This is a genomic window from Micromonospora yongxingensis (assembly GCF_052601155.1).
In genome coordinates this window covers 1-22,340 of the sequence record NZ_JBQXEO010000044.1, presented here as the reverse complement: position 1 = coordinate 22,340, position 22,340 = coordinate 1, and the positions used below count along the sequence as shown (strand labels likewise).

Here is a 22,340-nt window from a genome sequence, read left to right as displayed (position 1 = left end):
ATAGGGCGGAGAGATCGTCAATCGTACGGGTCCTTCGGGGCGGTCACCTGTCGCCAGAAGTCGACCTCGATGTAGGGGATTTCTTCGTCGTTGACCGGGTCCCGGGTGAGGCGGTCGGTGTATCGGCCGGTGACCTGGATCCAGGTGTCGTTGGCCAGTCCGGTGGGCGCGTTGCCGGACATGCCGAGTTTCACGGGCCGGCCGTCGGCGGCGCAGCAGGACATGACCATGCGGGCGAGGATCGGTTGCCCGTCGGGTCCCGGCGTGACGAATCCGGTGAGCTCTACCCGACGGTTGCCGATCGACTGGCCCTTGTCGAACAGGGCGCGGGCAGCGTAGTCGAGCACGGTGGTTCGTGCCGGATCGCCGGCGGGCAGGGGTGGGTAGTCGTCGCCGTAGTCCTGTTGGGTGGTGAGGGCGGTGCCCGCCTGGCCGGCGGCGTACGAGCCGAGGGCGGGCGGGGCTACCAGCAGTAGGCCGAGGGCGGGGAGGATCAGCAGCCAGGCGACTCGTGGTTCGTGGTGGGCGTGTTCGTCGTGGGTCACCGCGGCCGGTGACCCACTCGTGGCTTGTTCGGCATTCGCGGCCTCCCGGTCGTCCGGGTTGGTCCGGTCGGCGGTCGTCCCGGGATCTGGCCGCAGTTCGTACCACAGGGTCATCACGGCGGCGACGATCAGCAGCAGGCTGGTGGCGATCAGGAACGGCCGCAGCTCTTCCTTCACGTAGCGCAGGTAGAGGTCCGTGACGCTGGCCTGCAGAACAGCGGCGGCAAAGAAGATCATGATGCAGGCCTGGGTCAGACGGTTCACAGCAGCACCATCCCGGTGATGACGGCGACCGTGACGGCGACCGCGAAGGTGGCCGGCGCGAATCGGGCGGCGAAGCGCCGGCCGAAGATGCCGGCCTGCATGGAGATGAGTTTCAGATCGACCATCGGGCCGACCACCAGGAAGGCCAGCCGGGCGGTGAGAGAGAACTGCGACAACGAGGCAGCGACGAACGCGTCCGCCTCGGAGCAGATGGACAGCAGCACCGCGAGCCCCGCCAGGGCGAGCACGGAGAGCACCGGCTGGTCGGCGAGGGTCTGCAGCCACCGTTCGGGGACGAGGACGTTGATGCTGGCTGCGGCCATCGCGCCGATGACGAGGAAGCCGCCAGCGTGAACCACGTCGTGTCGTACGGCGGACCAGAACATCTCCCCGCGTCCGAGCCCGTCCAGATCGGGTCGGTGCGGAAGCCGGATCCAGTCGGCGCGACCGAGGCGCAGCCACAGCCAGCCCATGACCATGGCGACGATCAGGCTGGCGGCGGCACGGCCCAGGACCATTTCAGGGTTGTGGGGAAAGGCCACGGCCGTGGCGGCGAGCACGATCGGATTGATCGCCGGCGCGGCGAGCAGGAACGCCAGCGCGGCCGCGGGCGTGACCCCTCGGCGGATCAGCGAGCCGGCGATCGGCACCGCACCGCACTCGCAGCCGGGTAGGACCACGCCGGCGGCACTCGCCACCGGGACGGCGAGGGCGGGGTGCTTCGGCAGGGCCCGAGCCCAGAACGAGCGGGGAACGAAGACCGCGATCACGGCGGACAGCAGCACCCCGAAGACCAGGAAGGGCACGGCCTGCACCATGACCGAGACGAACACCGTCGTCCAGGTCGCCAGCGACGGTGTGGCCAGCAGACCAGCCAGGGGTTCACGCAGAAAGATCAGCAGGACCAGCACCGCGGCGAAGATCTCGACCGAGCCGGTCCGGCCACGACGACCTCCGTCCTCGACGGACGTGGCGTGTGGTGTTTTGCTCGGATGGTCGAGGCCCGGCCGATCGGCCTCGGTGCTCGTGTCGGGCGGGGTTTTGCGATCGGATGCGGCCACACCGCCCCCTTCTCTTCGGTGATGTCCGGAGGTGACGTCAGTCCGGCCTGCAGGACCGGCAGGAGCCCATCCCCGAAGGTCGGAAATGGGCTCCTGCGCGGTGCGGCGATGTCAGCTGACGGTGCCGATGGAGACGGCGCCGCGGCCGACGACCGCGCCCTCGGTGGTCACGACAGCCAGCTCGCCGAACAGCTCGCGCCCAGCGCCCGGCGTGGAGTGGGCGGTCACGGTGCCGGTGAGGGTGGCGGTGGCGCCGTTGGGCAGGGTCAGCGGGGTGCTCGGGGTGGCGAGCGTGCCCAGCGACGGGGCCGAGAACGAGTCCCGGTAGTCGTAGGCGGTGCTGGTGTTCGGCCCGTCGACGGCGTACCCGTCGACGACGACGCGGTAGGTGCCCTCCGGCGGGTTGGCAACGGTGACGGCTTCCTCGGAGTCGCCGTCGGCTGCCTGCCCGACCTGGACGTCACCGCGGAACACGGTCAGGTCCAGATCCGCGCCCAGGTTGGCGGTGTTGCCGATCCGGGCGGTGAAGCTGGTGGCACCGGCCGGAACGTCCACCAGATACTCCTGCTGGGCGCCCTCGGCGATGGTGGGCCGCTCGGCGTGCACGCTGGACAGTGGACCACCCTGACCGGTCACCGCGACCGGGCCGAAGGTGTTGGTCAGCGTCCAGTTCGCCGGGGTCGGCTGACCGGCGGTGACCGACGGAAGCTCGATCACGGACGGCTCGACGGTGACGCCCTGCACCCGGGCCTGGAGCTGGAACGGGTTGTTCAGCGCCGGCGAGGTCCGCCGCGACTCCACCTCGATCTCCCAGACCCCGGCGATCGGGTTCTGGTAGTCCCGCTCCTGCGGCTTGCAGGCGGAGGCGTCGGAGAAGTTGGTGTAGCAGGCGGTGCTCGCCGTGCTGTCGACCGGCACGCCGTACGGGTTGATGGCGATGAACCGGGTCTGCGACCCGGTGGCGATACCGGACAGGTTCACCTGCAGTGCACCGGCGCCGGCCGGCACGCTGACGAAGTACGAGGTGAAGGCGTTGCGCGACACCGAGCCCTCGGCGGAGAACGAGTAGCTCGGCTTCGTGACCTCGTTGGCGGCCACCACGACGGCGGAGACCTCGAAGTCGATCACCGAGGTCTTCGGGTCGTCCACGGTCAGGATGGTGCCGTGCGCGCCGAGGGACCTCGGCTTGGCGGTGACCGGGATCGAGACGGCCTTGTTGAGCGGCAGCGCGACCGTCTTGGGAGCGGTGAAGGTGCCGTCGTTGCCGCGCAGGGCCAGCTTGTGGCTGACGGTGCCGGCCGGGCCGCTGGTCCGGGTCACCTTGACCTGGTAGGTCCGGCTCTGGCCGACCTTCGGTCCACCCTCGGCGGAGGTGCAGCGGTTGTAGACGCCGGCGCCGCGGTTGGGGTTGGGGACGAACTTGCTCAGCTCGCGGTCGTAGCGGGTGAGGTTCTCCGACAGCTCGGTGCAGACCGGGGCGTCCGAGACGTAGGACCGGGTCTCGACGGTCTTGCTGAGCAGCTTCCACGCGCCCGGCACGTTGAACATGCCGTAGCCCTGCGCGTACGTGGCGACATCGGCGATCGGCTTGGCGGAGGTATAGATGGCCCGGCGCAGTGCCGCCGGGGTGACACCCTTGTCGGTGGCCTTGGCCGCGGACAGCAGCAGCGCGGCGGCGCCGGTGGCCTGCGGGGAGGCCATCGAGGTGCCGTTGAGCATCTGGTAGCCCGGCGGCAGCGGATAGCCGGCCTCGGGGACCGGGTTGCCCGGCTGCCAGGTCGGCGCGGTGGAGATCGCCGACCCCGGGGCGGTGATGTTCGGCTTGAACCCACCGTCCTCGCGCGGGCCGCGGGAGGAGAAGTTGAACAGCGCCTTGTTCGTCCGCACCACGGAGCCGTAGTTGGCCAGCCAGGTGTCCCTGCTGATGTTCGCCGCGACACTGACCACGTTCTCGGCGACCGACGGGTCGCCGACGGTGTTCACGCCCGGACCGGAGTTGCCGGCCGAGATGAACAGCTGCACGCCGTACGTGCTGATCAGGTCGTTGTAGAGCTGCGCACGGGCGTTCGCGCCGTCGTTGAGCGTCGGCAGCCCGCCGATCGACATGTTGACCACGTCGACGTGACGGTTGATGACCAGGTCGGCCATGCCGGTGGTCAGCGCGGCGGCGGTGCAGCCGCCACCCCACGAGCAGGCGCGGGCGGAGACGAGCTTGGCGCCCGGGGCGGCACCGTCGAAGGCGGTGTTGCCGAGCATGTCGTTGGCGGCGGTGATGCCCGCGACGTGGGTGCCGTGGGTCGCCTCGATGATGCCGATGTTGACGTAGTCGGCGTACGGGCCGGGCTTGCCGTCGGCCGGGTCGATGTCGACGTCCTCGCGATACTCGACCACGAAGGGCATCTGGTCCCGCACGGCGGTGGCGGAGTTGTCGGTGCCGAAGTGCCCGACGTCGAACTTCTCCCGGTACGGGCGCATCATCGCCTCGTCGGTGAAGCTGTTGTCCTGGTCGACGTCGACCCAGATGTCGTGGGTCTCGGGGTTGTAGAGGACGCCCCACGCGTCGGTGGTGTCCCCGTCCCGGTTGACGTCGCCGCCCGGGTCGCTGGGCGCGGTGATCGACTCTCGGAACAGGTTGAACCGGTACGTCCCGGCGGGAGCGGTCCAGGTCGCGCCACCGGCGGTGAACGACGGGCCGGTCGCCTCGGTGACCATCCGCCGCCACGTGCCGTCGTTCTCGGTCACCGGGTCCGTCGCGGTGACCCAGTCGACGATCTTCCGCTCGCCGGTCGTGGTCTTCTGCAACGCAGGCTGGTCCAGGTCGATACCGGAGTCCATGATGCCGATGGTCACGCCGCGACCGTCCCACTGCGGGTGGGCCGCCTTGAACGTCTCCGCGCCGGTCTCGTTGGTCGGCATGTAAGGGTTGACCGCGCCGGTGCCCGCGCCGGGACCCGCCAGCGTGGCGGCCTGCTTGGCGGCCGTGGCGCCGTTCGGGGCGACCTCGGGGGCGGGGTCGGGCCGCTGGATCGTCTCGTCGAGGTCGACTGCGGATACGCCCGGCAGCGTTGCGGCCTTGAGCACCTTTGCCGTCGGCACCGTGGCCAGGACGTAGCCGATCTGGTCGAAGCGGCGGTTGACGGCGCCGCCCAGAGCCGTCACGCCGGCCGCGACCTGGCCGGCCTCGCCCTTCTCGGTGGCGACGATCAGGGTCACGGTCGGCGCGTGCTTCGCCTCGGCCTCGGCGAGGAGCTTGGCGTCGTGCGAGCCCAACGCCTCGGCGGGGGTGGCCTGCGGAGTGTCGGGTGCGGAGGGAGCGGCGCTCGCGGTGGCGGCACCGCCCGTCACGGTCATGGCACCGGCGGCCAGGACCGATGCGAAGAGCGCGGCAGAGATACGCCTGCTCGGGTTGCGGGGTTTGCTCACGTTCTCTTTCCTCCAGAGAACAGGGCCCTGTTGGTGCAGGGCACGTGTGAGCGAATCCTTCGCGGTGTTGGTAGTCAATGTCGATAGATGTCTCGACGTTGTAATGTCTCCGTGACATCGCCAGCACGCCCATCGTTGATACGAAGGGGATCGACCGCCAAGGCCTTTGAGGACGATGCCCTGACCAAAATCGGTCGTCGCTGCCCGCTGGGCGAACGGGTTCAGGGTTCGTCGCTCACCGATCGGGTTGTCAGGACGCGAGCGGGGCCGAATGTCATGCCAAGCGGACGGCCCGGATGACGTCGGCCTGACCGACGTCACCGGCCAGGCCGACGTCGGCGAGTTCCGCCAGCAGGTCGGCGGCGGCGACCACGTTCCAGCGATAGTCAACCGCGCTCTCCCGTACGGCCGATCCGTTCGCGCCGAGGACGCGGTAGCGCATTCGCCAGCTCACCGCGTCCGGACCTGCCGGCTCGGCGCCGCCGGATCCTTCATAGACGTATCGGCCGACCTTGACGCTACCGAACGTGACCTTCGGGATCGGTATGGCCTCCGCGGGCGGCTGCAGATTGAGCACCAGTGGCGCGCCGGGCAACAGTCGGGCGGCGACGCGTCGCAGGAGCTCCCGTCGCTCAGACGGGGTGAGATGTCCGATCATGTTCATTGCCAGAACGGCGCCCAGCCGGTCCGGCAGTTCGATGCTGAGAGCGTCCGCGGCCACGACCGTGACTCGGGCCCGTAGGTCCGCGTCGTCGACGATCCGGGCGAGCAGCACTGCACGCAGGACCGACGACGGCTCGACCGCCAGCACGTCGACATCCGGGAGAGCCGCTGCCAGCACCATCGTGCCCAGCCCGGTCCCGGCACCGATGTCCACAGCCTGTGCCTCGGACCAGACCGCACCCCGCAGGGCCGCCGTTACCGGGGCGCGTAGCGCCTGCCACGCCGGCCCGCTGAGGATGTGCAGGAACTCCCCGGACTCCTGGTACTCGTCCGTCACGCCGCCTCCTGTCGGTTCTGCGCCTTATCGGTACTCGTTTCTATTTTCACTATCGCACGTTGGTCGATGGCGCCCTCTCCCGGAGCGGGGCCCGTGGTCGCTGGCCCGCAACGGCGGAGAGGTGGCGTCGGGAGATGGCGCGGCGGCGGTGATGCTGGACGACGCATAATGGTCGACGAGCAGGGCCGGCGGAGCGTCGGAAGCGGTAGGCCGGCGGCGGCCGAGATCACGGGAGGGTGGCGGCCACGGTGAACCAGGCGATGCCGAATGTGACCCGGAACACCCGGCAGCGTGGGGAGGTGCTGGCGCTGTTGCGTGAGGTGGAGGGCTTTCACTCGGCGCAGCAACTGCACCAGATGCTGCTGGCGCGCAAGGCGGGGGTCGGCCTGACCACTGTTTACCGGACACTGCAGTTGCTGGTGGATGCCGGCGAGATCGACTCGACTCGGCTGCCGGGCGGCGAACAACTCTTCCGCCGGTGCAGCCAGAGCAAACATCACCACCACTTGGTCTGCCGGGACTGTGGGCGCACGGTCGAGGTGGCCGGACCGGCTGTGGAGCGGTGGGCCGACCAGGTTGCGGCGCAGCACGGATTCATCGACGTCGGCCACACCTTGGAAATCTTCGGCACCTGTGTGGAGTGCGTGCGCTGATCTGTACGGCGGATTATTTGGTGAGAACCAGGGCCGGAGGGTCCGGAAGAACCTGACCCTCCCGGGTCGCTGCGTGGGAGCCGAGCGCGGCAGCAGCGGGCTGACGCCGCACCCAGTGCTGGGTTCAGGTCCCCGCCTTCCAGGTGAGTGCCCTAGCTGCAAGCCACCCCGGAATGAAGGCGCTTCCAATGCCCTCCGCCGCGGATAACGCCGAGTAGTGCTCCGATGGCCGAGGGGCGCAGTTGTGTTCCGGTTCCGGCCTCGCTCCCCGGGGGTGTTCCAGCGGAGCCGAGTACGAACTGCTCTCTATGGGGCTTCCTGCGCCAGGCTTTCCTGCCCCCCGGCCGATCGAAGTGACACGACTCCGGCGTGGTCACGTCGGGCATAACCGTGCACGGCCAGGGCGGTCGGTCCGTCCGCCGGGGCTCGCAGCTCCAGCCAGAAGGTCAAGCGTGGCCAAGTGCGGGGGCATCCCGGATTCTCACATGAAAATGGGAACCGTTACCGTGTGGCTGACCCCTCGTGAGGAGATCCTTCATGGCTGTACCGAAGCGCAAGCTGTCCCGGTCCAACACCCGCCACCGCCGAGCGCAGTGGAAGGCAACTCTGCCCCACTTGAGCCCCTGCCCCTGTCCCCGCAAGGAGATGGTGGTGCCGCACCGGGCCTGCACGCACTGCGGCGTGTACAAGGGACGTCAGGTGGTGGATCAGCCGTGACCGACCGGCTGCCGGTGACGGTGCTGTCCGGGTTCCTCGGTGCGGGCAAGACGAGCCTGCTCAACCATGTGCTGGCCAACCGGGATGGGCTGCGGGTGGCGGTGATCGTCAACGACATGAGCGAGGTGAACATCGACGCCGCGCTGGTGCGCGATGGTGGGGCGCTGTCGCGGACCGAGGAGCGGCTGGTCGAGCTGACCAACGGCTGCATCTGCTGCACACTGCGAGATGATCTGCTCAACGAGGTGGCCCGGTTGGCTCGGCAGGGCCGCTTCGACTACCTGCTGATCGAGTCCAGCGGCATCTCCGAGCCGATGCCAGTGGCCGCCACGTTCGCCTTCGGGGTGGAGGACGGGCGGGTGCTCGACGACCTGGCCCGCCTGGACACCACCGCCACCGTCGTCGACGCGGCGGGCCTGCGGAGCATGATCGAGGCGGGGGAGACCCTGGAGGCGCGTGGGCTGGCGGCCTACGACGGGGACGACCGGGGCATCGCCGACCTGCTGGTCGATCAGATCGAGTTCGCCGACGTGCTGGTGCTCAACAAGACCGACCTGCTCACTCCCGGCGATCTGGCGGTGGTGGAGGCGTTGCTGACCCGCCTGAACCCGGCCGCCCGACAGGTCCGTGCCGTGCACGGCCGGGTGGCCCCGGCGGAGATACTGCACACCGGTCGGTTCGATCTGGCGCAGGCGGAGACGGCGCCCGGCTGGATCGCCGAGCTCAACGGCGGGCACGTGCCGGAGACCGAGGAGTACGGCATCTCCAGCATCGTGTTCCGCGACCACCGGCCGTTGCACCCGCAGCGGCTGTGGGATCTGCTGGCCGACGGCCTGGAAGTGTTCGGCGTGGTGCGGTCGAAGGGGTTCCTGTGGCTGGCCAGCCGCCCGGACGTGCAGGCACTGTGGTCGCAGGCCGGCCCCTCCGGCCGGTGCGATCCGATCGGTGTGCCGGTCGTGGTCTCCGGAGAGTGGCCGGAGGATCCCGACGAGCGGATCGAGCTGGAGTCTCGCTGGCATCCGGTTTTCGGGGACAGGCAGCAGGAACTCGTCCTCATCGGTGTCGACCTGGATCGCCAGGGCCTTACGGCCGCCCTGATCGCCTGCCTGCTCACCGACACCGAGATCGCCGCCGGACAGGATGCCTGGCGGGAACTGCCCGACCCGTTTCCCTCCTGGGACCTGAGCGACCTGCACGAACACGACCATGTCGACCCGGCTCAGGTCTGACCATCTCGACCACCCGGACTTCGGACGATGCCACCCGGTGGCGGCCCAACCGGGAACCATGATGCGCCGCTACGAAAGCGGCCGCAGCGCGCCATGGTGGACGACTGACGCCCACCATCGAGCTGCTCAGCGCCCTTCCTGAGGAGCCCGGACGGGCCAGGCGGTCCTGGCGTCGCACAGCGTCCGACCAGCAGCGCCAGGGGCGGCGATGCCCGGTGAGAGTCAGACCCCCGCGAGGGTGGTTCACGGCCCGCCGGGCGTGTCCGCTGCCTGCTGGTCGCCGACGTTCATACACGGCGGCCGGTGCTCAGACCAGGTCCGCCGGAGCGTCGAGCGCCTCCGGCAGGGCCGCCGCCTCAGCGGGGATGTCAGCGCAGCGGCGCGCCTCGTTCCTGAGGGGACCGACCACGTGTCGCGGCCGACTCGCCCCACCGCGACGACTCGGCCGCAGATCATCATCCGGGCGATACCGCAGGCATCCCGCCGACGCCGCTGACGGTCGACCGCGAGCCAGTCGTCCGGGGGCAACCCGATCGCGGTCGACCGTCAGCTGCCCAACCCGGTCGTGCCGGGCGGCGTCGACCAGCTGCGGCGCTGGTCGGTCCAGCCGATGGTCACGTGCCCCGAGGCCCACGGCGGGCGTACTTCTGGCGGAACTTCTCGACCCGGCCTGCGGTGTCGAGCAGGCGCTGCTTGCCGGTCCAGAAGGGATGGCTGGCGGACGAGATCTGCACGTCGATGACGGGGTAGGTGTTGCCGTCGGTCCACTCGATCGTCTGGTCGCTGGTGGCGGTGGAGCGGGTGAGGAACGCGAAGTCGGCGCCCTTGTCGCGGTAGACGACGGGTCGGTAGTCGGGGTGGATTCCGGGCTTCATGCGGGTTGCGCTCCTTCGGTTTCGGTGTCGGTATCGGCCAGTTCCTCGGTGTTGAGGGGGAAGCAGCCGGCGAACGGGTCGTGGTAGGCGCGCCAGATTTCTTCGCCGTCGGCGAGTTCGGCGTCGGTGAGCAGGCAGCGGGCGAGGGTGCGGTGCAGCTCGACGGGGTCGGCGTCGAGGCCGACGAAGACCAGGTGCTGGTGGCGGTCGCCGTAGTAGGGGTCCCACTCGAGGGCGGCGGCAAGGCGGCGCTGGTCTTCGACGTGCTCCCAGCGGTCCTCGGGCAGGCTCACCAGCCAGTGTCCGAGCGAGCCCATGGCCAGACCGCCACCGGCGAACTCCCAGGCCACCACGGTGTCGGGTTGGCTGGCAAGCCAGAGGTGACCCCGGGAGCGGATCATCTCGGCGTTGACCTGCTCCAGTACGTCGTGCAGGCGTTGCGGGTGGAACGGGCGGCGAGCGCGGAAGACGGCGGAAACCACACCGCAGTCGGATTCCGGCTCGTGTGTGCCCAGCGTGTAACCCTGCAGACCTCGGGCGAGCAGCCCGGGGGTCTCTGGCCGGTGCCGATGGGTGTGTCGCAGCTGGCGAGTCAGCGTGCTGGCGTCGACGACGTCACCGTCGACGCGGATGTGCACCGCCCACGGCGCCATCCGCTGCAGCAGGACCGACAGCCGGCTGGTGTCGAACTCGCCCTCCCGGGAGTGCCCCCAGAGCACCAGCGTGTCGGCGTACTCGATCTGGCGGACCACGACGTCGGCGAGCGCGCGGTCGTCGTCCTCCGCGGCATGGATGCCCAGTGCGGCGAGGTCGTCGGTGCTGGCGAGGCCGTCGAGCAGGTGTTCGGCGTCGAGGACGGTCACGTAGGAGTCGACGCGGATGAGTTCGGTGATCGGTGCGCCGTCGACGAGGCAGTGGGAGCAGGCGGCGGCGACCGCCTCTGGCTCCACCACTTCGGGCAGCATCAGAACCAGGTCGCGGCCGGGATGGCTGCGGGCGAGTCGGACGAGGGTGGGCAGCACGTCCTCACGCAGGGTGCAGGAGACACAACCGTGCCTCAGGTCGACCTGTTCGTCCTCGATGATGCCTGTGCCAGAGCGAACCACCCGACGGACGACGCCACCGCGGATCCCGGTGAGGTCATGTCGTACCAGTAGCAGTGTGGGGTCGGCGGCAAGCAATGCGCGAGCGACGGCGAAGGCCGCCGTTGGCCAGAACCCGGACAGGACAGTCAACGACGGGCGGGTATCAGCGTCCGTTGTCACGACGTGGATCGGGGCCTGTGGTGACGACGACATCGCACTCCTCTCGACGTAACTGAAAACGATTGTCATTCTAGGCACACGGAAGCTGGCGAAGCGAACGGCGGTCCCGAGCGGCGCGACGGCCCGGCTGTGGTCGTCAGTGACCCGGGGCGGGTCTGACCGAACGGATGATGTAGAACTGAAAACCGTTGTCGTTATCGTTCAGCCTGGACAAGGAGCGTTCACTGTGTCCCGACGTTGTGACGTCACCGGCGCGAAGCCGAGCTTCGGCAACGCCGTGTCCCACTCCCACCGGCGCACCCGCCGACGGTGGAACCCGAACCTGCAGAACCACCGCTACTGGCTGCCGTCGCAACGGCGATGGGTCAGCCTCACCCTGACGACGAAGGCGCTGAAGACCGTGGACCGCAAGGGCATCGAGAAGGTCGTCGCCGAGCTGCGCGCCCGGGGGGTGAAGCTCTGATGGCCCGCCAGACCGATGTGCGACCGATCGTGCGGCTGCGCAGCACCGCCGGCACCGGTTACACGTACGTCACCCGCAAGAACCGTCGCAACGACCCGGACCGGTTGGTCCTGCGCAAGTACGACCCGGTCGTACGCCGGCACGTCGAGTTCCGCGAGGCCCGCTGATGGCCAAGAAGAGCCTGGTCAATCGGCAGACGCGCCGCGAGGAACTGGTAGCCCGGCACGCCGAGAGGCGGGCGGAGCTGAAGCGGATGGTCGCCCACCCGGACACCGACCCGGACGTACGCGCCGAGGCGGTGCGCCGGCTCAGCCGGCTGCCGCGGGACTCCAGCCCGGTACGGCTGCGCTCGCGCGACCAGATCGACGGCCGCCCGCGCGGGGTGCTGACCCGGTTCGGGTTGTCCCGGGTGCGCTTCCGCGAGCTGGCCCTGCGTGGCGAGATGCCCGGGGTGCGCAAGGCGTCGTGGTGATGTCACCACGTCTACCACCGCGCGCAGGTACGCGCGGTGTGAAAGGGGAGGTATGAATGCGATGGTGAGGGCTCGCGGTTTCGCGGCCCTGGTTGCCGGGGCGGTGGTGGTCGCCGGCACGGTGCTGGCGCCGACCGCTGCGTCGGCGGCCGAGAAGGTGGTGCTGTCCAAGGGGCACACCGATGCGGTCGACGTGCACTACGAGGGTGGTGCGCTGACGTTGAAGGTGCGCGACGACACGGTCAGCCCCGCGGTGACGCGGGACCCGGCGGACGTGACGTTCCAGGTTCTGCCGGAGGCGGCGATGGCCGTTCCGGACGATCCCCGGTTCGCCTTCCTCGGGCCGGCCGGCAGCCAGGTCTGGTTGCTGCCGCTGACCCAGGATCCGGATCTGCTCTGGCCGGGTTGGAACACCACGACGCTCGGCTCGGGAGTGTTCGAGGGGAACAAGGTGCGGCTGAGCGTGGTCGATGTGCGGGGGCCGGGCAACGTCACGCTGTTCACGCAGGACTCGTTCGGCGGTCCGATCATCAAGTTCCGCTCCGACGACGGCCTGCCCGACGCCATCGATGTGCCGGTGAACACGCACGCGCACTCGAACTGGGCGTTTGGCGCGCTGGGCAGTTACACGCTGACGTTCCAGGCAGACGCGACGTTGACCAACGGCACGACGGTCAGCACCGGGCCGGTCGACTACTCGTTCGTCGTCGGCGAGCTGTCCGGCGGTGGGCCGGAGGTCGGCCTGTCGGTCAGCGGCATGGCCGACGATTACCAGCCCAACGACACGGTGACGCTCAACGCCGTGCAGACGCCGCAGACCGAGCTGGACCACTACCACTGGTTCAGCAGGTGCCCCGGTACGGACGACTGGACCATCATCGCGGGTGAAGTTGGTGCGAGCTACTCGTTCACGGCCACCCGGGAGCTGAACGCCTGCGAGTACGTGGTCAAGCTGTACGGCGACGCCCACGACGTGGTCGCGACCAGCGAACCGGTGGCTCTCTGGGTGGCGTTCCCGCCGCAGGAGCCGGGCTCCTCGCAGACGATCACCGCATCGATCGACGAGACGCAGGGTTCTCTGGTGATCAGCGTCAACCCGGACGACCGTGCCGTGGTGCTGCCACCCGCGCTGCTCACCGCCGGCGGTGACCGGTGGGAGAGCAACGGTGAACTCCGCCCGGTCACGGTGACCGACACCCGCGCCGGCCGACCAGGGTGGAGCGCATCGGGGCAGATCCCGGCCGACTTCGCCGGGCCGGATGGTGCGACGTTCAGCTCCGGCTACCTCGGCTGGAGCCCTCGGGTGATCGCCCAAGGCTCCGGGCAGGGCGTGGTCGCTGGTCCGGAGGTCGCGCCGTACGTCGTCGGAGCCGACGGTGGCCTGGGCAACAGCGCGGTGCTGGGCTCGGCGCCGGGGGGTGCCGGGCGGGGCACCGCGCAACTGGGCGCGGGATTGCGGCTGAGCCTGCCCACCGAGACGACCGCGGGGACCTACTCCGCGACCCTCACCCTCACCGCGATCTGATCGCCGAACCCGTCCGGTGGCCCGGCGCTGAACCGCGCCACCGGACGGTCGCCGGGTGGGCGGGCCGTTGCCGCGACCCGCCCACTCCGCCTCACCCCTCGCATCCAGGAACGGAACCCCATCCCCGCCATGCGCCTGCTCGCCGCCATCGCCACCGGCATCGTCCTGCTCGGCGCGGCCCCGGCACCGCCTACGCCCCCTGCGCCGTCGGCGCCGCCGGCCGTGACCTGGGGCGTGGCACCGTCGAGTGCGAAGGGCCCGAACGGCCGGCCAGCGTTCACCTACAAGCTCGACCCCGGTGCCACCCTGACCGACTACGTCGCGGTCACCAACCACTCGGCGCGTCCGCTGACCCTGAGCCTCTACGCCAGCGACGCGTTCACCACCGGGCAGGGCGGGTTCGATCTGCTGGCCGGTGGTCAGAAGCCCACCGACGTCGGCGCCTGGGTCCGCTTCACCAGCGGCACCGTGACCATCCCGTCCACGTCCCGCCTGGACATCCCGTTCACGCTCACCGTGCCGGACAACGCCACGCCCGGGGACCACGCCGGAGGGATCGTCGCCTCGCTCGCCGCCACGACGGCGGACGCGCAGGGCAACCAGGTCGCCGTCGACCACCGGGTCGGCGCGCGGATCTACCTGCGGGTGACCGGCGAGCTGCAACCGGCGCTGATCGTCGAGGACCTTCGGGTACGGCACACCGGCTCGCTCAACCCCCTCGCCGGTGGCACGCTCACCGCCACCTTCACCGTCCGCAACACCGGCAACGTTCGGCTGAACGGGCAGCCCACGCTCGCCGCGGCCGGCCCGTTCGGCCTCGGCCGGCGCTCGGTCGACGCGACGGCCCTGCCGGAGATCCTGCCCGGCGGCGAACTGACCGCCACCGTACGCATGACGGGCGTGCCGCCACTGTTCCGGCTGACCGCGAGCGCCGCTGTCACACCTGCCGCCGTGGGCGACCAGGTCCTCGACCCGCAGCCGGCGGTCGACACGGCCCGGGTCTCCTTCTGGGCGGTGCCCTGGCCGCAGATGGTCCTGCTGGTCCTGCTCGCCCTCGTCGGCTGGGCGCTGATCGCCGCCCGCCGCCGGCGGGCCCGACAGATCGCCCGGGCGGTAGCCGCCGCCCGGGAGGAGGGTCGTGCAGAGGCCAGCCGGGAGACCGAACGGACCTCGGACGGCCGGGAGGCCGCCCTCCCTACCGCGATCGGTGCGGGCCCCCGGGCCGGCGGTGACAGCGGGCCGCGGGATCGCCCGGCTCCGGACGCTGATCGTCGCGAACCGGGCGACAACAACCGACGGCCGGACATCGACCGAGCGGTGAAGGACGAGGGATGACACGACTGTGCCGAACCGAGGGTGCCCGGCCGGCCCTCTCGATCGCGTCGGGCGGCGTCAACGCCGCGAGTCACGTCATCACGGCGCGGCACGACCTGGACCAACTACTACGAAGCCGTCTGAGGAGCATGCAATGAGGATGAGAACCATGCGCGCCGGCGCCGCCGGTCTTGCGCTGGCCGTACTGACGTTGGCCTTTGGTGGTGTGCCGGCGGCCGCGGAACCGGGCGCGGTCACCGCGGCCGGCGCGGACCTGGTCTCCGTCGCGCTCGACGGCGACTCGATGTCGCTGCGGCTGCGCGATGCCGCACAGGTGTCCCGCGACGCGGCCGGACACGACCCGGCCGAGGTGGTGCTCGGCCCGGATGGCGGGCTCGCCGGCCGAGTGCCGGCAGGCAATGCCTTCGCCTTCCTCGGTTCGCCGGGGCACGCCGTGTGGTCACTGTCCGCCGGCGACACCCGGTTCCCAGCGCTGGACACCACCGAGGTACGCCCCGGCGTCGTCACCGACGACACGGTGGCCCTCACCCTGCGTTCGGTCGAAGGGCCGGGAACGTTCACCTCGTACACCCTGACCGGTCTCGGCACGGCGACCCCGCTCCTCGGCAGCGGCCCGGGCTTGACGCGGACGGTGCAGCTGCCGGTGGCGACACGCACCGGCGGAGTGGTCTGGGCCTTCGACGCGGCCGGTGACTACCGGCTGACCCTGGCCGGCTCGGCCACCCTGCGCTCCGGCCAGAAGGTCAGCGCAGAAGCGACGTACCGGGTGCGTGTCCCCACGATCAGCCCGGTCGAAGAGGCGCCGCTACCGGCTCCGGCGAAGCAGGCGCCGGGGTCCGAGGAGCAGTCGGCAGCGCGCGCACTCGCCGCACCCGCCGCTGCGCCGAAGCCCGCCGCAGCCGCACCGGCAGCCGCGAAGGCGGCGGCCACCACCGCCACGGGATCCCGCCAGGTGATTGCCGACGGGCACGTCGACATGGGCCCGCAACTGTCCGGAGACAGCTGGACGATCCGGATCAAGGACGACCGGACCAGCCCTCCCGTCTGGCGGGAGACCGCCGACGTGGTCCTGCAGGTCAAGGACAACGCGAAGATCACGGTGCCAGCCGGGGCCGACTTCCTCGGCAAACAGGGCGACGCCGTGTGGCTGCTGCCGCAGTCCCAGCAGGCGGGCATCGTCTGGCCCGGCTGGAACACCCAGCACGAGTCCGTCGTGTCGGGTGTCAAGGGCAACGTCACCTGGACGCTGAAGGGTGTCAACGGGCCCGGCCGGTTCGCCCTCTTCCTGACCGGCTCGTTCGGCAAGGCCGACGTGCTGTTCGACTCGGCCAAGGCGTTCCCGCAGCAACTGACCGTTGCGCTGAACACCCACGCGCACGGCAACTGGGCGTTCAGCAAGCCCGGCCTGTACCGCCTCGCCGTGCAGATGAACGGCACCACCAGTGCCGGCAGGGCGGTCACCGACACGAAGACGCTCACCATCGCCGTCGGCGACAGCACCAACCCGAACAGCGGCTTCGGCTCCGGCAGTGGCAGCGGCGCCGACGGTGGTGGGAACGGCGACGGCGGCGCGGATCAGGGCGGCGGCGGGCCCCTGCCCCGTACGGGTGCCGGCTGGGTGCTGACGGCCGGAGCGGTCGGCATCGTCCTCGTGGCGGTCGGGGTCTTGCTGGTGGGGCTGGGCCGTCGCCGCCGCGCCGGTCTTGCCGATGCCGCGAGCGGCGGTGGCTGTCCCGCGGCCCTCGTGCCGTGATGTCCGGGGAGGACACGGTGCGGATGCCGCGTGTCGGAGCCGGCGTGGTTCCGGCCCTCCGGCCGAATCCACGGTTGTGGCTGATGCTGCCGCTGCTGGTCGCCCTGCTGAGTGCCGGCTGCCGGTCGGAGGTGGCATTGACCGCCAACGACGACCGGGTCCAGGTCATCACAACCACCGGCATCCTGCGGGACCTGGTGAGCAACGTCGGCGGGAAGCGGGTGGCCGTCAGTTCCCTGGTGCCGGACAGCGCCGACCCGCACAGCTACGAGCCGTCGCTGCGGGACGTCCGCGACGTCGTCTACGCCGACGTCGCGTTCAGCAACTACCTGCTCCTGGAAGAGCAGGCCGTCGTCAAGGCACTGGACGCAAACCTGCGCGACGGCGTACCGAACATCTCGCTGGCCGAGGGCGCGGTGAAGTACGCCGCGGAGATCATCCCGCTGGTCGAGGACGTGTCACTGGACACCATCTGGTTGGGCATGCGGGTGCGCGGCACCGGTGCGGCGCAAGGGGCGAACCGTTCCTCGGACGTGCTGCTCACCGCGACCGCCGCGAACGGTCCGGGCCGGATGCTCGCGTACCTGACCGAATCGTTCGGCAACCCGTCGTTCTGCGTCGACTCCGCCGACGGGTTCGACGCCGCCAACGGCTTTCGGGACGACACTGCCACGTTGCCACCCGACGCCCACACGCACATGAGCTGGGCGTTCACCGAGCCGGGTGTCTACCGGCTGACCATGCGGGCGCAGCTTGCGGTCACCCCCGAAGCCGCCCCCGTGCCCCTGGGCGAGCAGGTGTTCACCTTCGCCGTCGGGGTGGACCCGCACTCGGTGCCAGGCATGGCGGGCGCGGAGGTGCTGAACTCGGGGCACGCCGACGTCACGGTCGACCTCGACGAGCGCCGGCTCTACCTGTTCGCCGACCCGGAGGGCAGCGGCGAGGCCAACCAGCGGGTGTACGACCCGGCCAGCACCGTGATCGAGGTGCCGAACAAGGCGCTGCAGGAGGTACCCGGTGACCGGAGGTTCCGGTTCCTCGGCCGGCCCGGCACCCAGGTCTACCAGCTTCCGCAGGCGGTGCTCGGCAAGCACGTGCACGGCGAGATCGACCCGCACCTGTGGCAGAACGTCCGCAACTCCATCTCCTACACCGAGCTCATCCGGGACACCCTGATCGGCGTCGACCCGCAGGGCGCGACGGACTATCGCACGAACGCCTCGGCCTACATCCGGGAACTGGAGACGCTCGACACCCAGGTTCGGGACACCATCGCCCGCATTCCGCCGTCGCGACGTCACCTGGTGAGCACCCACGACGCGTTCGGCTACCTGGGTCAGGCGTACGGGATCCAGATCTCCGGCTTCGTCACCCCGCACCCCGCTACCGAGCCGAGCCTCGCCGACCGCCGCCGGCTCACCGAGACCATCCGCAACCTGAAGATCCCCGCCGTGTTCCTGGAACCCAACCTGGCGGCCCGATCCACCACTCTGACCGAGGTGGCGCGCGAAGAAGGACTGCGGGTCTGCGCGATCTACGGAGACACCTTCGACCGGGACGTCACCACCTACGTGGACATGATGCGGTTCAACGCCGAATCGCTGCACAACTGCCTGACCACAGACAAGTGATGGAGGAGCCAGTGACGGCAGAACGGGCGCGACGGCGCCCCCGTACGACCACCGCCATCCTGCGATGCGCGGTGGCCACGGTGATCGTGCTGGCCACGACGCAGACCCCGGCCGCGGCCCAGGAGCCGACACCGGGTCTCGGCCAGTCGATCGCCGCCGACCAGCCGCTTGCCACCGGCCGGGCGGAACTCACCACCGGGCACGTCGACATCGGCCCCCGCTACGTCGACAACCAGTGGACGCTACTGATCCACGACGGCACGCAGGCCCGACCCGTGTGGCGCAACCCCGACGAGGCCCTGCTTCGTGTCTCCGACGCCGCGTTGCAGACCGTTCCCGACGATCCGGCGTACGCCTTCCTCGGCGTCGACGCCGGCAAGCGGGTGTACGTGGTGCCGCAGGTCCAGAACTCCGACGTCGTCTGGCTCGGCTGGAACACGCAGGACCCTCGGGTGATGCAGACCATCGACCGTGGCGTCACCCTGACCCTGCTCGGCGTACGCGGACCGGGAAACCTCACGACATACCTGCAGTCGGGCAACTTCGCCGCACCCCAGCCGCTCTGGCGCTCCGCCGATTCCACCGCGCAGCCCTTCTGGGCCGAGGTCAACACCCACACCCACGCCAACTGGGTGTTCACCGCACCCGGCGTCTACCTGGTCGCGGTCCGGGCATCGGCCGACCTGGTCAACGGCGAGACGGTTTCGGCGACCCGCACGCTGCGCTTCGCCGTGGGCGACACCACCAGCGCCGACGAGGCGTTCGCCGCCACCGCGAACATCCCCACAGCAGCCGGGCAGGCACCAATCGACGGGAACCGGACCGCAGACGACGAGCCAGCCGGCACGTCCACGACACTGCTGCTCATCGCGCTGGCAGGCACGGCCGCTCTGCTCGCCGTCGGACTGGTCTTCCTGCTGGTACGCGGACGCGGCGCGAAACGCCGGGCCGAACAGGAACGCGCCGCCGCACGGTCGGAGGGCCAGCGGTGAGGGCACTCGACGTCGAAGGGTTGGACGTGGACCTCGGCGGCCGGCCGGTCCTACGGGACATCCGGCTGCACCTGGACCGGGGCGAACTGGTCGGGCTGCTGGGACCCAACGGTGCCGGGAAGACCACCCTGCTCCGCGCCATCCTGTCACTGGCCCGCACCCGCGGTGGCACCGTGACGGTGGAGGGCAAGCCGTCGCGTCCCGGCCGTTCCGATATCGGCTACGTGCCCCAGCGCCACGAGTTCACCTGGGACTTTCCCATCTCGGTCGAACAGGCCGTGATGAGCGGCCGGACCGGCCGGATCGGCCTGCTCCGCCGACCGGGCATCACCGACTGGCGAGCAGTCGGCGACGCACTGGACCGGGTACAGCTGACCGGGTTGCGCCGCCGGCCGGTCGGCGAACTGTCCGGTGGGCAACGCCAACGCGTCCTGGTCGCGCGAGCCCTCGCGCTCGCGCCGCGCATCCTGCTGCTGGACGAGCCGTTCACCGGACTGGACATGCCCACGCAGGAACTGCTGGGCGACCTGTTCACCAGCCTGGCGCGAGAGGACCGCGCGGTGCTGATGACCACCCATGATCTCGTCGCGGCGGTCGACTCCTGCACCCGTCTGGTCCTGCTCAACGGCCGGATCATCGCCGACGGGCAGCCGGCGGACCTGCAGGACGCCGAGCTGTGGACGACGACCTTCGGCGTGAGTGCGACCTCCCCGCTGCTGAAGCTCGTGAGGGCAACCTGATGTCGATCACCGAATTCCTTACCGACCTGCTCAACCCCGACCTCGCGTTCCTGCCCAAGGCGCTGGCGATCGCGGTCATGTCCAGCATCGTCTGCGGAGTCGTCGGCTGCTACGTCGTCCTGCGGGGCATGGCGTTCATCGGCGATGCCGTGGCCCACGCGGTCTTCCCGGGCATCGCGGTCGCCTTCGTCCTCCAGGGCAGCCTGGTGCTCGGTGGCGCCGTCGCCGGTGTGGCCACCGCACTGCTGATCGCGATCTTCTCGCAGAACCGGCGCGTCAAGGAGGACTCGATCATCGGCGTCTTCCTGGTCGGCGCGTTCGCCCTCGGTATCGTGATCATCTCGCAGGCCCCCGGGTACGCCGGGTCGCTGCAGCAGTTCCTGTTCGGTTCGATCACCGGTATCCCGGACCGGGACCTGTACGTCGTCGGAGGCGCCGGCCTGGTCATCCTCGGCCTGGTGCTCGCTCTGCACAAGGAATTCGTCGCGGTCTGCCTGGACCGGGAGATGTCCCGCTCGATGGGGCTGTCGGTCTTCTGGCTCGACATCGTGCTCTACGTCCTGGTGACACTGGCCGTGGTGATCTCCCTGCAGACCATCGGCAACATCCTCGTCCTGGCCCTGCTGATCACCCCCGCGGCGGCAGCCCGTCTGCTCACCGACCGGCTCGGCGTCATGATGCTGCTCGCCCCGCTGATCGGCGGCGTCTCGGCGACCGTCGGGCTGTACCTGTCCTGGAGCTACGACACACCGGTCGGCGGCACCATCGTGCTGGTCGCCACCGCGGTGTTCCTTGCCGCCTGGCTGTTCGCCCCGCGACACGGCCTCCTGACCCGACGTTGGCGACGCCCCGGCGGGCAGGAACTCGGCGATGACGCGCATCCGAGCTCTCGTCCACCTCTATCGCCGGCGAAGTAAAACGACTATCGTTTTCATTAAGCGTTGGTCCACTCGGGACCTTCGCGGGAGAGGAGTCTCTTCGTGCGTAGCACCATCCGTCATCTGCTGGCGTCGGGTGTTCTGGGAGTGGCGCTGGTCGCCACGGCCCTGCCCGCCCAGGCCGCCACCACATCTGCCGTGGTGTTCAACACCGGCCATCTCGACCTCGTCGACCTGGCCTACGAGGCCGGCACGCTGGAGGTCGGCATCCATGACGAGGACAACGACGTCGAGTACGGCGCCGACGAGGTCAGGCTGATCGTCAAGCGCCAAGCCAAGGTCATGGTTCCCGCCGACCCCGCCTTCGCCTTCCTGGGCACCCCAGGCGTGTCCAAGGTGTGGGTCCTGCCGCAGATCCAGAACACCAACCTGATCTGGCCGGGCATCGCCACCGAGGAGATCGAAGCCGGCATCTTCGCAGGCGACGCCCTGACGCTGTCCGTGCAGGCGGTTACCGGTCCCGGCCAGCTCGCGATCTACACCGAGAACGCCGTCGGCCAGCCGACCATCCTGGCTGACAGCGGCGACGGCCTCCCGGACGCCATCACGGTGACCGCCGGCGACCACACGCACGCCAACTGGGCGTTCGACGAGGCCGGCGCCTACCTGGTGACCGTGCGCGCCACTGGCACCCTGGCCGCCACCGGCCAACAGGTGACCTCCGACCCCGCCACGCTCCGCTTCACGGTCAAGGCGTGAACGTCATGCGTACCCGCAACCGGTTCTTGGCCGGTCTCCTCCTGACCGCCGCACTGCTCGCCGGGACAGCTGCGCCCGTCGCCGCAGCACCGGTGGTGCTCTCCAGCGGCCACGTCGACGTGATCGACGTCGACTACGCCGCCGGCGCGCTCACCGTCAACGTCCTGGACGGCACTGGCACCACCACCGTGGAACGCAACCCCGCCGACGTGCTCTTCCGAGTGCCGAACACCGCCAACATCACCGTGCCCGGCGGCTTGGCCTGGTCCTTCCTCGGCGCCGGCGGGCAGGCGTGGGTCCTACCGCAGTCCAACACCCCCGGACTGATCTGGGCCGGGTGGAACACCGCCGAGGTGCCCAGCGGCATCTTCCAGAACAACCGGGTCACCTTCAAGCTCACCAGCGTCTCCGGCCCCGCGGGCTTCAGCATCTACACCGTCTCCGGCGGCACCCCCACCGTGCTCTTCGACAGCGGGAACGGCCTGCCCGACAGCCTCACCGTCAACTACAACACCCACGCCCACGCCAACTGGGCCTTCGACGCCGCCGGCACCTACACCGTCACCTTCGACGTCACCGGCCAACTCGCCTCGAGTGGCGCCACCGTCAGCTCTGGCGCGAAGACCTTTACCTTCGAAGTCCTTCCCTGACGCGTCCCACCGCACCTGATCTCCGAACCCACTGTCGGTACCCGCCGCGGTAGGACGCGTGTGCCGCGGCGGATCCGATCGGCGAGAGGAGAGGGAGTACCCTCCCCGCC

General features: G+C 70.0%; 21 protein-coding genes. 15 read left to right on the top strand and 6 right to left on the bottom strand.

Annotated elements, in window-relative coordinates; translation table 11 throughout:
* Positions 1-17: 17 nt before the first annotated feature.
* The 4 genes from ACTWLT_RS31030 to ACTWLT_RS31015 form a co-directional block, all read right to left on the bottom strand.
* Entirely contained in the window at positions 18-809 is a 792-nt protein-coding gene (locus tag ACTWLT_RS31030) for a TIGR03943 family putative permease subunit (RefSeq protein ID WP_445321414.1), read from the bottom strand.
* Entirely contained in the window at positions 806-1,870 is a 1,065-nt protein-coding gene (locus ACTWLT_RS31025) for a permease (protein WP_445321413.1), read from the bottom strand. The genes ACTWLT_RS31030 and ACTWLT_RS31025 overlap by 4 nt, the downstream gene beginning before the upstream one ends.
* A gap of 111 nt (positions 1,871-1,981) precedes the next feature.
* Positions 1,982-5,293, bottom strand: coding sequence for a S8 family serine peptidase (locus ACTWLT_RS31020; RefSeq protein WP_445321412.1), 3,312 nt, complete (start codon positions 5,291-5,293; stop codon positions 1,982-1,984).
* 274 nt (positions 5,294-5,567) lie between these two features.
* Entirely contained in the window at positions 5,568-6,293 is a 726-nt protein-coding gene (locus ACTWLT_RS31015; RefSeq protein ID WP_445321411.1) for a class I SAM-dependent methyltransferase, read from the bottom strand.
* 260 nt (positions 6,294-6,553) lie between these two features.
* On the opposite strand from ACTWLT_RS31015, the gene ACTWLT_RS31010 reads away from it, so the two are divergent.
* The 3 genes from ACTWLT_RS31010 (at position 6,554) to ACTWLT_RS31000 (ending at position 8,892) form a co-directional block, all read left to right on the top strand.
* Positions 6,554-6,946 (top strand): Fur family transcriptional regulator, encoded by a 393-nt coding sequence (locus tag ACTWLT_RS31010; RefSeq protein WP_445321417.1) that lies wholly within the window; start codon positions 6,554-6,556, stop codon positions 6,944-6,946.
* Between the two features lie 537 nt (positions 6,947-7,483).
* A complete protein-coding gene (gene rpmF, locus ACTWLT_RS31005) occupies positions 7,484-7,663 on the top strand; it encodes a 50S ribosomal protein L32 (RefSeq protein ID WP_445321410.1) in 180 nt (59 codons plus the stop codon).
* Positions 7,660-8,892, top strand: a complete 1,233-nt coding sequence (locus ACTWLT_RS31000; protein WP_445321409.1) for a GTP-binding protein — start codon at positions 7,660-7,662, stop codon at positions 8,890-8,892. The genes rpmF and ACTWLT_RS31000 overlap by 4 nt, the downstream gene beginning before the upstream one ends.
* Positions 8,893-9,506: 614 nt before the next feature.
* Here the strand turns inward: ACTWLT_RS31000 and ACTWLT_RS30995 are convergent.
* The gene (locus ACTWLT_RS30995) at positions 9,507-9,767 is read right to left on the bottom strand and encodes a type B 50S ribosomal protein L31 (protein WP_445321408.1); all 261 of its coding nucleotides are present in this window, start codon (positions 9,765-9,767) and stop codon (positions 9,507-9,509) included.
* Positions 9,764-11,065: a CobW family GTP-binding protein gene (locus ACTWLT_RS30990; protein ID WP_445321407.1), complete on the bottom strand. Its 1,302-nt coding sequence runs from the start codon at positions 11,063-11,065 to the stop codon at positions 9,764-9,766. The genes ACTWLT_RS30995 and ACTWLT_RS30990 overlap by 4 nt, the downstream gene beginning before the upstream one ends.
* A 193-nt stretch (positions 11,066-11,258) precedes the next feature.
* Here ACTWLT_RS30990 and rpmB point away from each other — a divergent pair, with 193 nt between their 5' ends.
* The 12 genes from rpmB to ACTWLT_RS30930 all read left to right on the top strand — a co-directional run bounded on the left by rpmB (position 11,259) and on the right by ACTWLT_RS30930 (position 22,230).
* The gene (gene rpmB / locus ACTWLT_RS30985; RefSeq protein ID WP_203118037.1) at positions 11,259-11,495 is read left to right on the top strand and encodes a 50S ribosomal protein L28; all 237 of its coding nucleotides are present in this window, start codon (positions 11,259-11,261) and stop codon (positions 11,493-11,495) included.
* Entirely contained in the window at positions 11,495-11,662 is a 168-nt protein-coding gene (gene rpmG / locus ACTWLT_RS30980) for a 50S ribosomal protein L33 (protein WP_013287204.1), read from the top strand. Before rpmB ends, rpmG begins: the two co-directional genes overlap by 1 nt.
* On the top strand, positions 11,662-11,967 hold the full coding sequence (rpsN, locus tag ACTWLT_RS30975; protein ID WP_445321406.1) for a 30S ribosomal protein S14: 306 nt from the start codon (positions 11,662-11,664) through the stop codon (positions 11,965-11,967). Before rpmG ends, rpsN begins: the two co-directional genes overlap by 1 nt.
* A gap of 52 nt (positions 11,968-12,019) precedes the next feature.
* Entirely contained in the window at positions 12,020-13,492 is a 1,473-nt protein-coding gene (locus ACTWLT_RS30970; RefSeq protein ID WP_445321405.1) for a choice-of-anchor M domain-containing protein, read from the top strand.
* A 129-nt stretch (positions 13,493-13,621) separates the two neighbouring features.
* Positions 13,622-14,827: a WxL protein peptidoglycan domain-containing protein gene (locus ACTWLT_RS30965; RefSeq protein ID WP_445321404.1), complete on the top strand. Its 1,206-nt coding sequence runs from the start codon at positions 13,622-13,624 to the stop codon at positions 14,825-14,827.
* Positions 14,828-14,975: 148 nt separating this feature from the next.
* Complete coding sequence (locus ACTWLT_RS30960; RefSeq protein ID WP_445321416.1) at positions 14,976-16,580, top strand: TIGR03773 family transporter-associated surface protein; 1,605 nt, start codon at positions 14,976-14,978, stop codon at positions 16,578-16,580.
* Between the two features lie 83 nt (positions 16,581-16,663).
* On the top strand, positions 16,664-18,211 hold the full coding sequence (locus ACTWLT_RS30955) for an anchored repeat ABC transporter, substrate-binding protein (RefSeq protein WP_445321403.1): 1,548 nt from the start codon (positions 16,664-16,666) through the stop codon (positions 18,209-18,211).
* Between the two features lie 11 nt (positions 18,212-18,222).
* Positions 18,223-19,203, top strand: coding sequence for a choice-of-anchor M domain-containing protein (locus ACTWLT_RS30950; RefSeq protein ID WP_510182493.1), 981 nt, complete (start codon positions 18,223-18,225; stop codon positions 19,201-19,203).
* A gap of 26 nt (positions 19,204-19,229) precedes the next feature.
* Positions 19,230-19,943 (top strand): anchored repeat-type ABC transporter ATP-binding subunit, encoded by a 714-nt coding sequence (locus ACTWLT_RS30945; protein WP_445321415.1) that lies wholly within the window; start codon positions 19,230-19,232, stop codon positions 19,941-19,943.
* Positions 19,943-20,860, top strand: a complete 918-nt coding sequence (locus tag ACTWLT_RS30940; protein WP_445321401.1) for an anchored repeat-type ABC transporter permease subunit — start codon at positions 19,943-19,945, stop codon at positions 20,858-20,860. Before ACTWLT_RS30945 ends, ACTWLT_RS30940 begins: the two co-directional genes overlap by 1 nt.
* 63 nt (positions 20,861-20,923) lie before the next feature.
* Complete coding sequence (locus ACTWLT_RS30935) at positions 20,924-21,580, top strand: choice-of-anchor M domain-containing protein (RefSeq protein ID WP_445321400.1); 657 nt, start codon at positions 20,924-20,926, stop codon at positions 21,578-21,580.
* Positions 21,577-22,230, top strand: coding sequence for a choice-of-anchor M domain-containing protein (locus ACTWLT_RS30930; protein ID WP_445321399.1), 654 nt, complete (start codon positions 21,577-21,579; stop codon positions 22,228-22,230). Before ACTWLT_RS30935 ends, ACTWLT_RS30930 begins: the two co-directional genes overlap by 4 nt.
* The last annotated feature ends 110 nt before the right edge of the window (positions 22,231-22,340 follow it).